Genomic DNA, 15,205 nt, shown 5'->3' on the forward strand with positions numbered 1-15,205 from the left:
GTTCAGTGAGTGAAGGAATCGGGAGGCATCAGCGAGCGGCTGCGAAAACGCGGCAACACGGTCCCCAGCACGAAGACCCGCACCATGTAGGGAACCAGCCCGCCCTCGTTGAGCACGGGATCGACCTGCGCGCGGTAGCGCGTGTGGTGCAGGTGCGTGAGCTCGGACCAATGGGCATGCGGGTTCTCGTGATGTGCGGTGTGCAGGCCGATGTTGAACAGCAACGGGTTCACCAGCCCTTCGAAATTGCGTGCGTAGTTCAATCGGCCACCGGAGGTATCGCCCGATGCTCCCTTGTCTGCCACCTTGCGTGGTCCCTTCCGGCCGTCGGCATGCGCATGCTGCAGGTAGTTGGTCGCGAGCAGCCAGTGCAGGCCATGCAGCTGCGGCACGATCACGAAAAGCAGGGCCTTGCGCCAATCGAGCGCTAGCAGCGCTGCCCAGCTCACCAGCCACAGCACGTACTGCGCGATGCAGTAACGCCAGGCGCCGCGCCGATGCGCCCGCAGCCGCGCAAGCCAGCCGACGAACACCGGCATCAGCACCCACACCGCCTGGAACGGATGCAGCAGATAGCCCCACAGGTGGTTGCTATCGCCGCCGAAACGGTAGGTGCGCGCCACGTCCTTCGGGCCATGCCGGTGGCGATGGTGGTTGGCCACGTGCGCGGGCCAGAACACGAAGGTCGGATGGCCCTGCAGCAGCGTGATCCAGAAATCGGTCAACCGGTTCATGCGCCGCCCGCGCCACATGCGCAGGTGCACATGGTTGTGATGGATCACGCCGATGCCGAGCGTGAGGAACAGCATCAGCGCATAGAGCAGCGCGTTGAAGCCGTTCACCCATTGCCAAGCCGCCAATGCCGGCAGCGCGACGAGGTAAGCGAGGCTTTGCCAATCGCGCCAGTGCCGAAGGCGCGGCCGGCGAGGCGACGCCTCAGGCGGGCGTGCCATGCCGCCGCGCCTCTTTGTCCCTGAAGGCCTGGAAGTGTGGCTCGCCCGCGTCCGCCGCGATGCGCGTCCTGAACAGCCGGTCCATGAAAGTGAACTGGAAGCCGTAGTTGCCGTTGTGGCAGGCGTGGTGCAGATGGTGCCGGCGGCTCGCGGCGAACCAGTGGCTGTACGACACCCCGGTGAAGAAGTCGTAGTTCGAATGCCCCACGCAGTTGAAGAACAGACTGAACACCGGCACCGCCGCCAGCGCCCAGAAGCTGAAGTCGTGCACCACCATCGGCAGCAGGATCACGTTGCCGAGCATCAGCGCCTCGATCGGGTGGAAGCTGTAGGTGGCCCAAGGCGTCGTCACGAACGAGCGATGGTGCGGCCCGTGAAAGCGGCGCAGCAAACGCGTGTGCAGGAGGCGATGGTTGATCCAGAAATGCACGTCGTTCCACACCGCCAGCACGAGGATCTCGACGGCGATCTGCCGCCAGCCCGCGTCGGGATCGAGCCGCGCCCAACCCAGTTGCAGCAAGCCCCAAGGAAACACCATGCCCAGACCGAAGATCAGCACCGAGATGCCCGACTGTCCGAGCTCCCGCCGCAACTGTCCCGGCTGCAATGGCCGTGGATCGAGCACCCGCCCGATGCCCATCGACGGCAGCAGCCGCTTCGTCAGCAGCCAGGTGATGGCGCCGAAGCCGACATAGATGCCGCCGAAAAAAAGCACGCCCCACAGCATGACCTGCAGGGCGGACAGTGAAGTGAAGGTCTGCGCCATCCCCCGAGGCTACAGCAGCATCTCGGGAACGATGGGTGCAATGAGCATGTTGTAGAAACGCTGGAAGAAGCCGGACTCGGGCTCGGAAGTGAGGATCACCTCCTTCTCCCCATCGTTGGTGAGCCACTGGAGCGTGCCGGTGTCCTTGGCCAGCCGCAGCCGGTAGGAGTTCTGCAGCTTGCTGATGTTGATGATGCGCAGCATCTCGCGCGCCAGTTGCGGGCTGTCGACCACCACCCCCATCTCGGTATTCTGGCTGGCCGAGCGCGGATCGAGGTTCATCGAGCCGATGAAGATGCGCGTCCTGTCGATGGCGGCGGTCTTCGCGTGCAGCCGCCCGAGCGACTTGCCGAACATGCCGAAGCGCTCGCCCTTGCTGGTGCGCTGGGGGCTCAGCTCGTACAGGTCTGCGCCGCTTTGCAGCAACCGCTCGCGATAGCGCGCGTAGCCGGTGTGCACCAGCGGCTCGTCGTTGGCGGCGAGCGAATTGGTCAGGAGCGTCAGCTTGACCTTGCGCTTGGCCAAGTCGTCAAAGGCCTCCATGCCGCGCTCGCCGGGTACGAGATACGGCGAGGTCAGGTCTACCTCGGTCTTGGCGTCCATGAGCAGCCCCCAGACCTTCATCGTCACGCTGGTAGAGATGGCTTCGTCGGCGGTCATCGTCTCGGGCTTGGTCGGCGGATCGGCAAGGGCGCGCGCCTCGCCCCACAGGAGGCCCATGCGGCCGCCGTCGAGTTCCTCGGCGATCGGGCCATAACCCAGGATGTCGGAAGGCGGCAGCACGATCTTTGGTGGCGGCGCGGCCATGCCGATCCAGTCGTCGAACTCGGCGCTGCCCGGCATGCGGCCGCCTTCGCCCTTCACGATGTCGGCGATGGGCCAGACCTGCACGCTGTTCCAGTAGGCATCGAAGATCGATTCGAGCTGCGGCACCACCTTGCCGACCACCAGCGCGTCCATGTCGATGAAGTTCTGCGCCTCGCTCAGCACAAAATATTCGTCGGCGATGTTGCGGCCGCCCACCACCGCCATCGCGCCGTCGGCGATGAAAAGCTTGTTGTGCATGCGGTGGTTGAGCCGCACGATCTCGAACGGCGAAGCCGCGAAGCGCGAGAGAAAACCGTTGCGCCCGCAGCAGAACGGGTTGTAGAGCCGCACCTGCACATTGGGCGTTTCCGAGAGTGCCAGCAGCAGTTGCTGGCTCTTGGCGGTGTAGAGATCGTCCACCAGCACCCGCACCTTCACGCCGCGCGCCGCGGCTTCGCGCAATGTGCGCAGCAGCAGTCGGCCGACGGCGTCGTTTTCCAGCTGGTAGTACTGCACCACCAGCGACTGCTGGGCGCGCTGCGCGAGCTGGATGCGCGCGTCGAGCGAATACACGCCCAGCGGCATCAGCCGGAAGCCCGAATGCTCCCCGGGCGGTGTGGAAGCGGCGGCAATCTTCGCGAGCCTGGTCGCCGGATCGGCCGAGGCGGCGTGCTCGGCAGGCCGGTCTTTCGCCGGCGGCAGCGAACCGCAGGCGGCGAGCGCAGCCAGCAGGAAACCCGCGAGCGCCATGCGCAGAAGTCGATGCCAGCCGTTCATGATGATGATTGCCCTCGTTCGTTTTCTCTGTCGTTGCCATGAATGAATACGCCGGCAGGCGTGCATCAGTTTCATCCGCCCCAGCGAAAGGGCGTCGTCCTAGAATTCGCGCCACACCGGCAAGGAGTTACATCATGGCCCGCTCGATCCTCTCACGCATCGCCCTGATGACGGCCATCGCTGCTCTCGCGCACCCCGCCTGGGCAGCATTGGACATCGGCGACCCCGTGCCCAAGTTCACCGCCAACGCCGCGCTGGGCGGCAAGACTTTCCGCTACTCGCTGGCCGACGCGCTCGCCAAGGGACCCGTGGTGTTGTACTTCTTTCCCGCGGCCGACTCCAACGATTGCTCGATCGAGGCGCACGCCTTCGCCGAAGCGGTCGACCAGTTCGCGGCATTGGGCGCCAGCGTGATCGGCGTCTCGGCCGACGACATCGACACCCTCTCGAAGTTTTCGATCAAGTCCTGCCAGAGCCGGTTTCCGGTGGCATCGGACGAAGCCAAGACGGTGATCAACGGCTTCGACGCGCTGATGCAGACCCGGCCGGACTTTGCCAACCGGCTGTCGTACGTGATCTCGCCGGACGGCAAGGTCGCCTACTACTACCAGAACCTGAATCCGGACAAGCACGTGGAACGCACGCTGAATGCGGTGCGGGCGCTGCCGAAGGCAAGCGCGGCAAAGTAGGCAGCAAGCGGCAGAGGCCAGGTCTACCGGACCCGGACGCCCTCGTTCCAGCCCTTTTCCAGCGGGTTCAACACCAGTTGGATCAACCGGCGCTTGTCGGTCTGGATGTCCGCCTGCAAGCTCATGCCCGATTGCAGCGGTTGCGGGTGCCCCTTGACCCAGATGCTGGCGTCGGGCCCGGCAAGCGCAATTTGCACGCGATAGGCCAGGCCATTCGTTCGCTGATCCGAATTGCTGCTATCGAAGTTGCGGTTGCTGCTTGAAGCAGATTGGCCCGCTCCCGTCTGCTTGTCGAGCGCCTGCGGGTTCTGGAACTCGGCGTCCGCACTGATCCATTTGACAGTGCCGGCCACGGCACCATATTGCGTGAAAGGAAAGCTGTCGAGCTTGACCTCGACGGACTGCCCGATCCTCACATAGCCGATGTCGTTGTTGCTGAGCAGGACCTCGGCAATCAACGGCGTGTTTTCCGGCACGATCGTCAGGAGCGGTTGGTTGGCGGCCACAGCACTCCCCAGCGTCGTGACCCCAAGGCTTTGGACAATGCCCGACACAGGCGCGCGCAATGTCTTCAGGCCGTTGAGCTGCTGGGCCTTCTCGAACTCGGCCTGCAGGCTCGCGCCTTCCCGACTGGCCTGCTCGACCTCCGCAAGAATCTGCACCTTGCGTTCCTGCTCCACGGCAGCCTGGCGGAATCGCGCTTCCTGGAGGCCCGCAGCGAGCTGGGCGAGCGTCTGGCTCTGCGCCGCCAGGTCGTGCTCCAGTCCGACCACTTCCTGCTCCTGCTTGAGGCGCTCGCCTTCGCTGAAGAAGCCTTCCTTCACGAGTGCCAAGCTCTGTTGGTAGCGCTTGGTCGCAAGCCCGAGGTTCAGCCGCAGCTTCGTGTGCGTCGACTCGGCGGCCTTGAGCGCCTTCGTCTTTTCATCGACCGATGCCCTGGCTTCCGCGAGCTTGGCCTCGAATGCCGCTTCGCGGGCCTGGATTGTCGCCATCTGATCGGGCGTCAATGCCGGCGCGGTGCGCGCCATGCTCGCACCGCTCGCTTGCGCTGACATGGGCAGATGCTGTCCCCTCATCTCCACCATGAGACGCGCCATCTGTTGCTGGTTCTGCTGCAGCCGCTGCTGGCTGCTGGACAGATCGGCCTGGGACAAGGTCGGATCCAGTTCGATCAGGAGATCGCCCTCCTTGACGCGCTGGCCTTCGCGCACATGAATCGCTCGCACGAGGGCCGGTTCGATCGTCTGCAGGACCTTCACCCGGCCGTCGGGAATCAGCCGGCCGGGGGCCGTCGCCACGATCTCGATTTCGCCGATGCACGCCCAGGTGATGGCGCCAAGCAGCAATACCGCCAGCGCCCACATCAGGCCGCTGGCAAACGGCGCAGGAGGCGTCTCCTCGATGGCAAGCGCCGGGCTGTGAAACGCCCTCTCCTTCGGGGACAGCAAGGTATTCATGCCTCCGTCTCCGCCGGGTTGCCGCGCCGCTCGGCGCGATGCGTTGCGGAATTCTTGCGAACGCCAGTTCCGGGTTCGTGCTGCTGCATGGCCCAGAGCCTTGCGAATTCGCCTTGCTGTGCAATGAGTTCCTGCAACCCGCCTTGCTCCACCACCTTGCCGCTGTCGAGCACGACGATGCGGCTGCAATGGCGCAGCGTGGAGAGGCGGTGGGCAATCATGATGACCGTGCGGCCGCGGCAAATCTGCGCCATGTTGGCCTGAATGGCCTGCTCGCTCTCGACGTCCAGCGCGCTGGTGGCTTCGTCCAGGATCAGGATGCGCGGATCGCCCGTCAGTGCGCGGGCGATCGCGATGCGCTGGCGCTGCCCGCCGGACAGAAGAGCGCCGCGTTCACCCACCGGGGTCTGATAGCCCTGCGGCAAAGCCGTGATGAACTCGTGCGCGCCCGCCTGCTGCGCCGCGAAAACGATGCGGTCAAACGACATGCCTGGATGTGCAACTGCGATGTTTTCTGCAATCGTCCCGCTGAACAGGAAGCTGTCTTGCAGCACGACGCCGATCTGGCGGCGCAACTGCTGCGGATCGGCATGCGCGATGTCGTGGCCGTCGACCAACACCCGCCCGGCCTCCATGCCGTACAGCCGCTGGATGAGCTTGGTGAGGGTCGATTTGCCGCAGCCGGAGCGTCCCACGATGCCCACCACTTCACCCGGCTCCAGCAAAAGGCTCAGGTTGTTCAGCACGAGCGGCGTTTCTGACTGGTAGCGGAAATGAATCGATTGCAACTCGATGCGCCCCTTCAGCGACGGCATGGCCTGCACGCCCGTGTTGGTGGGCTCCGGCAGTGCATTCATGAGATCGCCCATACGGTCGACCGACAGCTTGACCTGCTGGAAGTTCTGCCAGAGCCCCACCAGGCGGGACACCGGCTGCAGCACCTGCCCGGCCAGCATCTGAAACGCGATGAGCCCTCCGACAGTGAGATCGTTGTTCATCACCAGCGTGGTGCCGACCCAGAGCACCGCCAGCGTCAGCATTCGCTGCACCGCCTGCGAGATGCTCTGCGCCGCATTTCCCAGCTTGCTGACATCGAACCCCGCCGCCACTTGCCGGGCAGCGAGCAGGTCCCACTTGCGCTGCCACATGGGCGCCAGCGCCAGACTTTTGAGCGTGTGGATGCCCTGGATGCTCTCGACCATGAAGCTGCCGGCCTCCGCACTGCGGTCGAACTTTGTCTGCAGCGCCCTCCCGAAAATGGGCTGTGCCACGAGCGTGACGAGAGCAAGGATCGGCAGGCCGATGAGCGTGACGATGGTCAGCTTGATGCTGTAGAGCAGCATCACCGCAATGAAGATGCCGATGAAGAGCCCGTCGACCAGCGTCGTCAGCGCCCCGCCGGTGAAGAAGCTGCGGATGTTCTCGAGCTCGCGCGTGCGGGCCAGCGTGTCGCCGGCCTGGCGCTGCTCGAAATAGCGGATGGGCAGGCTGAGCACATGGCGAAAGAGGTCGCTGGACAGGCCGGCATCCAGGCGTGCGGACGTGTGGGCGAGCATGTACCCGCGCAGCGTGTTGGTCACCGCCTCGAAGACGATCAGGCCCGCCATGCCGATGCCCAGGACATGCAGGGTCGACAGGCTCTTGTGCATCAGGACCTTGTCGATGATGACCTGGCTGAACAAGGGCGTCGTCAGTGCGACCAGTTGGAGCAGGAATGCGCCAAGGAGCACCTGCCCCAGTGGCTTTCGGTAGCGCCACAGCACCGGAACAAACCACCCGAGGCCAAAGCGCCGGGAGGGCGAGCCGCTGGCCGTGGCAGGTTGCAGTGGCTGGCGGAAACAAATGACGGGGAGAACACCGTTCTCCCCGTGGCTTCGGACCAGCTCTGCCATCGAAACCCAGGTGAATTTCGAAGTCTTGGGTATCCAGAGGAGCAACTCGTCCAAAGGCTGCTTCGGCTCGACGACGCCCGATTCGCTCGCAGTGCCGGGGCGCAGCCCTGTAGACGGACCACGCGTCTCACGCCGGGCAACCACGGTGACCACGTTGCCATCGGCACCGAAGATCACACAGGGAACGGGTAGTGACCGTGCGCCCCCACGCTGCTTGAGGAACGGCCATTTGCGTGACGGGAATTCCCGGACCTGCTGAGGCTTCGACACGAGCCCCAGATGCTGCGCCGCATGCTGCAGTTCCTGCACGCCGATGGGGGTTTCAGGACGCCAGCCCATCGCTTGGCCAAGTGCCTGGACACTCATCTCCAGGGAGAAGAATGCGACGATAGGCTGCAAAGCCGAAAGGCCTTGTAGTGCCGGAAAAGAGCCGCCTTCAAGCTGAGGCGGCGCGCCGAGGTCACCAGGACTATTCAAGGCCTGTTGCGACCGGCTCGCGCCCTCCTCTTCCATGGCCTTTTGATCCAAAGCGGTCCAAGCTCTTTTCTCAATCAAAGCGCCGCGTCGCCCTGCCCCAGGCAGTGCACGAGCGACGCGTTATCTACGTCACGCGGTCAGTTGGATGTTGGCCTGCGAAAGCTGGGCCAGTGTTGCGTGATGGAACGTGATGCTCTGGTTGCCATCGGTGAACACCACGTTCTGGCCGTTCTGGGTCATGTGGCTCAGGACGTCGGCGGTGCCGCCGTAGCCGAAGCCGGTGAACCTCAATTGGTCGACGCCCTCGAGTCCGTAAACCTGGTTGTTGCTCGCGTCGGTGCTGGAGTTGAAGATAAAGACATCTGCGCCGCGGCCGCCGATCAGCGTGTTGTTTCCTGCGCCGCCATTCAAGGCATCACTCCAGCTTCCGAAGTTGTTTGCCATGTAGTTCGCCTGCGCAGGCGCGGTGTTTGCGATGAACTCACCCGACCTGGAAAAGCCGACGACCACTGCCGCGCGACTCGCTCCTCGATTCAGCGCGTCCACCCATCCAGCGAGCCCGCCCTGATCTGGTTCGCGGTTCAGCACGTTCCTGTACAACAAGGTCGCAAACTGGGTGTTGTCGAGAGAACCATAAGTTTTCTGGAATTCAGAAGAATTGATGAATCCCTGCGCGACCGTCTCGACCGTTGTGGCCTCTGTGTCCAACAAGTTCATCCAGTTGACGAAGCCCATGCCATCAGGCTCTCTGTTCAAGGTCGCCTTGTAAAGGCGATAGACATCTCCCTGATGATCGCTACTGAACTTGGATGTCATGAATGCATCGACGTCGCGGGACGTGCTATTTCTGAACTCGCCGGAGTCCGAGAAACCCAGCATGATCTCTGCGCGCGATGCACCGGCATTGAGCGAGCGAAGCCAGGACTCAAGGCCACCTGCATCCGGGGCACGGCCTAGCACGTTCTGGTACAGGCGTGTGACGAACTGGGTATTGTCCAAACCTGCATAGGTCGTCTGGAACTCGGACGATTGCGCAAACGCCGTTGCGATGGTTTTCAACGTTGCGCCGTTCTTGAGAGCGCCGACCCAGCTCTGCAGGCCACCGATATCCGGATCTCTCGCAAACGCAGCCTGATAGAGCCGGAAAACAGCCCCGTGTTGAAGATTGCCGAACCCGGAAACACCGTCGCCACCATCGATCGTGTCGTTGCCCGAACCACCGATCAACGCATCGTTGCCCCAGCCGCCGGTGATCTTGTCGTCGCCGCCGCCGCCGTTGAGGTAAACAGAGCTCGTTGTACTCAAGGCGGTGAGTGTGTCGTTGAAGTCCGAACCGGCCACAGCGTAAATCTGCGACAGCGTGTCGCGATTGCCCCATCCGTCCGTTGCAGTGCCAGACCGAAGATCGACGCTGACGCCAGCAGGACCATCGTTGTAGTGAACGATTACCGCCCCAGTGCTATTGCCGGTGATGGAATCATTGCCTTGCCCACCCCAGATGTCGTCGTTTCCTGCATCGCTGAAGATGACATCGTTGCCTGCGCCGCCGTCGATCAGATCGTTCCCGGCGCCGCCGTGAATGCTGTCCGCGCCAGGGGTTCCAACCAAAGTATCGTTTCCGGGAGTGCCGTCGATGATTGCCACAGTACGTTCCTTCGTTTTTAAGTAAGACTTCTCCACCTGCATCGCTCCTCCCGCAGATGCAGCCACCCGAGTCATGGTTCATCCGCCCTGACCTGTACATATCGTATCCGCTTGTATCCCTGGATTCGTTCATGAACAAGGGCCCACTCGCGTGCTTTTTCCACGGAGCATCGCGTTTATGCGAGGGCATCCAGTCAAGTAGCACTTAAGTATTAGTAAAAACTGCTAGTCGCTGGTTCTTTGTTGCGGAGTGCGGTGAACAAGCGAGCCTCTGCGGCTTCTTGTTCATTCACGCAAAATCCCGCCCCATGCAGCTCAACTACATCGCCAACGCCGACGTCCCGTCCGCTTCCGGCCGCACCATCCCCGTCATCGACCCCTCCGACGGCCAGCCGTTCGACGAAATCCAGCGCAGCAATGCCGCCGACATCGATTCCGCCGTGCGCGCCGCGCGCGACTGCTTCGAGGGCGTGTGGCACAAGGTCAGCGCCGCCGACCGCAGCCGTCTGCTCTACAAGCTCTCCCAGAAGATCGCCGAGCACGTCGACGAGCTCGCGCTGATCGAGCAGCGCGACTGCGGCAAGCCCGTCAAGCAGGCGCGTGCGGATGCAGTGGCGCTGGTGCGCTATTTCGAGTTCTACGCCGGCGCCTGCGACAAGCTGCACGGCGAGACCATCCCCTACCAGGACGGCTACAGCGTGTTCACCTGGCGCGAACCGCACGGCGTCACGGGGCACATCATTCCGTGGAACTACCCGATGCAGATCTTCGGGCGCAGCGTGGGCGGTGCGCTGGCGGCAGGCAACGTGTGCGTGGTGAAGCCGGCCGAAGACGCGTGCCTTTCGCTGATCCGTGTGGCGCAGCTGGCGGCCGAAGTCGGTTTTCCGGCTGGCGCGCTGAACATCGTGACGGGCTACGGCCATGAGGTGGGCGACGCGCTCGCGCGGCACGAGGGCATCGACCACATCAGCTTCACCGGCAGTCCGAAGATCGGCACGCTGATCCAGCAGGTGGCGGCCGAGCGGCATTGCCCGGTCACGCTCGAGCTGGGCGGTAAGAGCCCGCAGATCATCTTTGCGGACGCCGATCTCGATGCGGCGATTCCGGTCGTCATCAACGCCATCGTGCAGAACGCCGGCCAGACCTGCTCGGCCGGCTCGCGCGTGCTGATCCAGCGCAGCATCTATGAGCCCCTGCTCGAGCGCCTGGGCCACGCCTTCGAGGCGCTTCGCGTCGGCCCGGCGGCCATGGATCTCGACGTCGGCCCGCTGATCCGCCAAACACAGCAGCAGCGCGTCTGGGACTTTTTGAGCGACGCCCAGCACGCCGGCATCCCGATGGTGGCGCAGGGCATCGTCGTCGAGGAAGCACCCGAAACCGGCTTCTACCAGGCGCCCACGCTGCTGCGCGACGTGCCGGTCGGCCACCGCCTTGCGCAGGAAGAAGTGTTCGGCCCGGTGCTCGCGGCGATGCAGTTCGCCGACGAAGACGAAGCGGTGGCACTCGCCAACGCCACGCAGTTCGGCCTCGTCGCGGGTGTGTGGACGGCCGACGGCTCGCGCCAGTTCCGCATGGCCCGGCGCGTGCGCAGCGGGCAGGTGTTCATCAACAACTACGGCGCGGGCGGCGGCGTCGAGTTGCCTTTCGGCGGCGTGAAGTCGTCAGGCTACGGCCGTGAAAAGGGCTTCGAGGCGCTGTACGGTTTCACCACATTGAAGACTGTCGCCGTCAAGCACGGCTGACACCAACCGTTCGGGCTGAGCTTGTCGAAGCCTCGCGCAAGGCTTCGACAGGCTCAGCCCGAACGGTGTTGGTTGATCGAAGCAGCGCAGCAGAGCGCGCCGGACTTATCCGAGCGCCGTGTCCAGCAGCATCATCAGCACGAAGCCGAGCATCAGCCCGCTGGTCGCAAAGGCTTCGTGCCCCTTGCGGTGCGATTCGGGAATGATTTCGTGGCTGATGACGAACAGCATCGCGCCCGCCGCGAACCCCAGCCCCCAGGGCAGCAACAGCGCCGAGTGGCCGACGACCGCGGCGCCCAGCACGGCGCCCAGCGGCTCGACCAGCCCTGAGGCCATGCCGATCACTACCGCGAACCAGCGCTTGTAGCCGGCCGCCAGCAACGCCACCGCAACGACCAGCCCCTCCGGCACATCCTGGATCGCGATGCCGGTGGCCAGCGCATCCGCGCGCAGTCCGTTGTTGCCCGCATAGCCCACGCCGATGGCCAGGCCTTCCGGCACGTTGTGCAGCGCGATCGCAAACACGAAGAGCCAGGTGCGCCGGAGTTGCTTGGCCGACTGCCCTTCGCGCCCTTTGATGAAGTGCTCGTGCGGCAGCACGCGGTCCATCACCATGAGCACGATCCCGCCCAGCAGGATGGCCGCGCCGATCACGCCGCCCGCGGCCCAACTGCCGCCGCCGAAAACGCCGATGTTCTTCGCCGCGTCGAGGCCCGGAATGATCAGCGAGAAGGCGCAGGCCGCCAGCATCACGCCGGCGCCGAAACCGAAGAGCGTGTCCTGAAGCCGCTCGGGCAGCTTCTGCGAGAACACCACGGGCAGCGTGCCCAGCGCGGTTGCCAGCGCGGCGACCGAGCCGCCGAGCAAGGCGTTCCAGACCACGGGGTCGGACCGCACGAACTGCCAGAACTGCGAGGCCAGCGCCAGCGCGCCGGCGGTGACGATGGCCAGCCCGATCCATTCGCGCGTCGAAGGTGTGGGCCTCGACCGCGCCGACGGGAACGTCGCCTGCGGATGTTGCGGCTCGTCGTTCATGGGCAATGTCCTCAGTCGCGAATGGCCGCGAGGGCGGCGGCATGGCGCCGGGCCACCTCGGCCCAGTTCACGACGTTGTAGAAGGCCGCGATGTATTCGGGGCGGCGATTCTGGTACTTGAGGTAGTAGGCGTGCTCCCACACGTCCAGACCGAGGATCGGCGTGTTGCCCGAGCCGATGCCGCGCATCAGCGGGCTGTCCTGGTTGCCGCTGCTTTCCACCGCGAGCTTGCCGCCCTTGGCGACCGAGAGCCACGCCCAGCCGCTGCCGAAGCGCGTGAGCGCGGCCTTGGTGAAGGCTTCCTTGAAGGCGTCGAAACCGCCCAGGTCGGCATCGATGGCCTTGGCGAGATCGCCCGTGGGCGTGCCGCCGCCGCCCTGGCCGGCCGGCGCCATCACGGTCCAGAACAGGCTGTGGTTGGCATGCCCGCCGCCGTTGTTGCGCACCGGCGCGCGCAGCGCCTCGGGCAATTGCTCGATGTCGACGATCAGTTGCTCGACCGGCGTGCCTTCGTGCGGCGTGTCCTTGACGGCCGCATTGAGGTTGTTTACATAGGTCTGGTGGTGCTTGCCGTGGTGGATTTCCATCGTCTGCGCGTCGAGGTGCGGTTCGAGCGCATCGAAGGCATAAGGCAAGGCTGGCAGGGTGTACGGCACGGTCGGAAGCTCCTTGGTTGAAAGAGCCCTTTGCGTTGTCGACGTGTGCGTACTCAGGCGCCCAGATGATAGTAATTCGCATTGGCGACGTCAAGACATCGCCTCGCGACATGCTGCAAACAAGCCAAATCGGGCACCTGCCGCGACGAGCCCGATACACTGCCCCGCGTCCTTCGAAAGGCTTTGCACCGATGAAACTGCACCGCGTCCTGCCCCTCGTGCCGACCTTCCTGCTGCTGCTCTTCGGCGCCGGCCTCGCCAGTGCCCAACTCACTACCCCGCCGGCCGGCGACTACATCTACGAAGGCGGTGGCGGCTCGCTGCAGGTCAAGCCGAACGGACGCTTCAACATCACCACGGTCGGCTCGAATGCCCACATGTGCACGCTCGACGGCACCATCGTGCGCGGCAAGGCCAAGATCGACGACACCGGCTGCGTGGTGAGCTTCACGCTCAAGGGCGGCAACGTCGAGGTCTCCACGAACGGTTCCGACGACTGCCGCCAGAGCTGCGGCATGCGCGCCTCCTTCGAAGGCACCTTCATCAAGCCGACACCGGCCTGCGCCGACAAGGCGGTGGCCGCCACCCGCAAGGCCTTCAAGCGCCAGTACGACGCCAAGGACTACACCGCCGCCCTGGCCACCCTCGCCCCCGTGCTCGGCGACTGCGGCAAGACGCTCGACTGGATCAGCACGGGCCGCATCCGCAACGACCTGGCGCTCACGCAGTTCAAGCTTGGCGACCGCGCCGCCTGCCTCAAGACGCTGGAGCCGCTGGCCGAAGACGCCGCCCGGACCGACCAGGGCGTGCGGGACAACTACCCGCCCGCCGACGCCGACGACATCCTGCCCGTGGTCCGCGCGACCCGCACGAACCTGAAGCTCTGCCGCAGCTAGCCTGACCCCGAAAACAAGATTCCCAGACGGCGCCAAGACCGTCGCACCAGCCTTCCATCAACGACAAAGGACGGAGACAACACCATGGATTTCTTCAAGCGCACCCTGCGCACGGCCGTGCTCGGCCTTGGCCTGGCGATGCCGCTGCTGGCGGCCGCGCAGTCGCTGCCGACCGCCTCTCCGGAGCGCGTCGGCCTTTCGACCGAGCGCCTGCAGATGCTCACCGACGTGCTCAAGGCTGACGTGGCCGCCGGCAAGATCCCCGGTGCGGTGCTGCTGGTGGCCCGCCAGGGCAAGGTGGCCTGGTTCGAGCCGGTCGGCAAGCTCGATGCGGCCGCGGGCACGCCGATGCAGCGCGATGGCATCTTCCGCATCTATTCGATGAGCAAGCCCATCACCTCGGTGGCCGCGATGATGCTGGTGGAAGACGGGCGCCTGAAGCTCGACGACCCGATCTCGACGTACCTGCCCGAATACGCCAGCATGACCGTCGGCGTCGAGAAGCCCGGCGCCGACGGCAAGCCGGTGCTCGAAATGGTGCCCGCGCGCAAGCCGATCACGGTGCAGGACCTGATGCGCCACACCTCGGGCCTGACCTACGGCTTCTTCGGGCCGGGCCTGGTCAAGCAGGCCTACAACGCGGCAGGCCTGGGCGCCAACGATCCGACCAATGCCGAGTTCTCGCAGCGCCTGGCCAAGCTGCCGCTGGCCTACCAGCCGGGCACGACCTGGGACTACAGCCAGTCGACCGACATCCTCGGGCGGGTGATCGAGGTGGTCTCGGGCCAGTCGCTCTACCAGTTCGAGAAGGCGCGCCTCTTCGATTCGTTGGGCATGAAGGACACCACCTATTACGTGCCCGAACCGGCGCGCCAGCCGCGCATTGCCGAACCACTGCCCACCGACCGCAGCTTCGGCGTGGGCGCCGACCTGAACGATCCGCGCATCGTGCGCAAGCTCGAGTCGGGCGGCGGCGGACTGGTCTCGACGGCCGGCGACTACGCCCGCTTCCTGCAGATGCTGCTGAACGGCGGCTCGCTCGACGGCAAGCGCTACCTGGGCCCGCGCACCATCGCGCTGATGACAGCCGACCATTCCAACGCGGGCGCCGGCATCGTGCCCGGCCCGCTCTACCTGCCGGGCGCGGGCTACGGTTTCGGCCTGGGCTTCGCGGTGCGCCGCAACGACGGCGAGGCGCCCTACCCCTCGGCCGGCGGCGAATACAACTGGGGCGGCGCGGGCGGCACCTACATGTGGGTGGACCCCAAGAACGAGCTGTTCGTCGTGCTGATGCTGCAGTCGCCCAAGCACAGAACGCATTACAGAACATTGACCCGGGACATGGTTTATGCGGCGGTGATCAAGTAGCCTGCTGCTCACAGGCTCTTGAGGCCTGGCGCAAAATCGGGCACTC

General features: G+C 64.8%; 12 protein-coding genes. 4 read left to right on the top strand and 8 right to left on the bottom strand.

Annotated elements, in window-relative coordinates; translation table 11 throughout:
* Positions 1-2: 2 nt before the first annotated feature.
* Genes QF040_RS09660 through QF040_RS09670 form a run of 3 tightly spaced genes read right to left on the bottom strand, consistent with a single transcriptional unit; the run spans position 3 to position 3,303 of the window.
* Positions 3-953, bottom strand: a complete 951-nt coding sequence (locus tag QF040_RS09660) for a fatty acid desaturase family protein (protein ID WP_429610852.1) — start codon at positions 951-953, stop codon at positions 3-5.
* Positions 937-1,719 (bottom strand): sterol desaturase family protein, encoded by a 783-nt coding sequence (locus QF040_RS09665; protein WP_429610853.1) that lies wholly within the window; start codon positions 1,717-1,719, stop codon positions 937-939. Before QF040_RS09665 ends, QF040_RS09660 begins: the two co-directional genes overlap by 17 nt.
* A gap of 9 nt (positions 1,720-1,728) precedes the next feature.
* Positions 1,729-3,303 carry a phospholipase D family protein gene (locus tag QF040_RS09670; protein WP_429610854.1) on the bottom strand — a complete coding sequence of 525 codons (1,575 nt, stop codon included), beginning with the start codon at positions 3,301-3,303 and terminating at the stop codon, positions 1,729-1,731.
* A 134-nt stretch (positions 3,304-3,437) separates the two neighbouring features.
* Here QF040_RS09670 and QF040_RS09675 point away from each other — a divergent pair, with 134 nt between their 5' ends.
* Complete coding sequence (locus QF040_RS09675) at positions 3,438-3,992, top strand: peroxiredoxin (protein ID WP_429610855.1); 555 nt, start codon at positions 3,438-3,440, stop codon at positions 3,990-3,992.
* A gap of 23 nt (positions 3,993-4,015) precedes the next feature.
* On the opposite strand, the gene QF040_RS09680 is transcribed toward QF040_RS09675, so the two are convergent.
* The 3 genes from QF040_RS09680 to QF040_RS09690 form a co-directional block, all read right to left on the bottom strand.
* Positions 4,016-5,449: an HlyD family type I secretion periplasmic adaptor subunit gene (locus QF040_RS09680; protein WP_429610856.1), complete on the bottom strand. Its 1,434-nt coding sequence runs from the start codon at positions 5,447-5,449 to the stop codon at positions 4,016-4,018.
* Positions 5,446-7,854 carry a peptidase domain-containing ABC transporter gene (locus QF040_RS09685; protein ID WP_429610857.1) on the bottom strand — a complete coding sequence of 803 codons (2,409 nt, stop codon included), beginning with the start codon at positions 7,852-7,854 and terminating at the stop codon, positions 5,446-5,448. The genes QF040_RS09680 and QF040_RS09685 overlap by 4 nt, the downstream gene beginning before the upstream one ends.
* A gap of 93 nt (positions 7,855-7,947) precedes the next feature.
* The gene (locus QF040_RS09690) at positions 7,948-9,462 is read right to left on the bottom strand and encodes a DUF4214 domain-containing protein (RefSeq protein ID WP_429610858.1); all 1,515 of its coding nucleotides are present in this window, start codon (positions 9,460-9,462) and stop codon (positions 7,948-7,950) included.
* Between the two features lie 308 nt (positions 9,463-9,770).
* Between QF040_RS09690 and QF040_RS09695 the strand changes: the two genes are divergently transcribed.
* Positions 9,771-11,204, top strand: coding sequence for an aldehyde dehydrogenase family protein (locus QF040_RS09695; protein WP_306878259.1), 1,434 nt, complete (start codon positions 9,771-9,773; stop codon positions 11,202-11,204).
* Positions 11,205-11,309: 105 nt separating this feature from the next.
* Here QF040_RS09695 and QF040_RS09700 read toward each other — a convergent pair whose 3' ends face one another.
* Together QF040_RS09700 and QF040_RS09705 are read right to left on the bottom strand one after the other, a co-directional pair.
* Positions 11,310-12,239 (bottom strand): ZIP family metal transporter, encoded by a 930-nt coding sequence (locus tag QF040_RS09700; RefSeq protein WP_429610859.1) that lies wholly within the window; start codon positions 12,237-12,239, stop codon positions 11,310-11,312.
* 11 nt (positions 12,240-12,250) lie between these two features.
* Positions 12,251-12,895: a superoxide dismutase gene (locus QF040_RS09705; protein ID WP_429610860.1), complete on the bottom strand. Its 645-nt coding sequence runs from the start codon at positions 12,893-12,895 to the stop codon at positions 12,251-12,253.
* 191 nt (positions 12,896-13,086) lie between these two features.
* Between QF040_RS09705 and QF040_RS09710 the strand changes: the two genes are divergently transcribed.
* Entirely contained in the window at positions 13,087-13,791 is a 705-nt protein-coding gene (locus QF040_RS09710) for a hypothetical protein (protein ID WP_429610861.1), read from the top strand.
* A gap of 84 nt (positions 13,792-13,875) precedes the next feature.
* Complete coding sequence (locus QF040_RS09715; protein WP_429610862.1) at positions 13,876-15,159, top strand: serine hydrolase domain-containing protein; 1,284 nt, start codon at positions 13,876-13,878, stop codon at positions 15,157-15,159.
* Positions 15,160-15,205 lie beyond the last annotated feature (46 nt).

Origin of the sequence: Variovorax sp. W2I14 (assembly GCF_050435205.1) — a bacterium.
Taxonomy (GTDB): domain Bacteria; phylum Pseudomonadota; class Gammaproteobacteria; order Burkholderiales; family Burkholderiaceae_C; genus Variovorax; species Variovorax paradoxus_C.

Bases quoted from the DNA above. Each gene is read 5' to 3' on its own strand.
- QF040_RS09685 (WP_429610857.1), bottom strand. From the start codon at position 7,854: ATGGAAGAGGAGGGCGCGAGCCGGTCGCAACAGGCCTTGAATAGTCCT.
- QF040_RS09710 (WP_429610861.1), top strand. From the start codon at position 13,087: ATGAAACTGCACCGCGTCCTGCCCCTCGTGCCGACCTTCCTGCTGCTG.
- QF040_RS09680 (WP_429610856.1), bottom strand. From the start codon at position 5,449: ATGAATACCTTGCTGTCCCCGAAGGAGAGGGCGTTTCACAGCCCGGCG.
- QF040_RS09670 (WP_429610854.1), bottom strand. From the start codon at position 3,303: ATGAACGGCTGGCATCGACTTCTGCGCATGGCGCTCGCGGGTTTCCTG.
- QF040_RS09675 (WP_429610855.1), top strand. From the start codon at position 3,438: ATGGCCCGCTCGATCCTCTCACGCATCGCCCTGATGACGGCCATCGCT.
- QF040_RS09660 (WP_429610852.1), bottom strand. From the start codon at position 953: ATGGCACGCCCGCCTGAGGCGTCGCCTCGCCGGCCGCGCCTTCGGCAC.
- QF040_RS09665 (WP_429610853.1), bottom strand. From the start codon at position 1,719: ATGGCGCAGACCTTCACTTCACTGTCCGCCCTGCAGGTCATGCTGTGG.
- QF040_RS09695 (WP_306878259.1), top strand. From the start codon at position 9,771: ATGCAGCTCAACTACATCGCCAACGCCGACGTCCCGTCCGCTTCCGGC.
- QF040_RS09715 (WP_429610862.1), top strand. From the start codon at position 13,876: ATGGATTTCTTCAAGCGCACCCTGCGCACGGCCGTGCTCGGCCTTGGC.
- QF040_RS09700 (WP_429610859.1), bottom strand. From the start codon at position 12,239: ATGAACGACGAGCCGCAACATCCGCAGGCGACGTTCCCGTCGGCGCGG.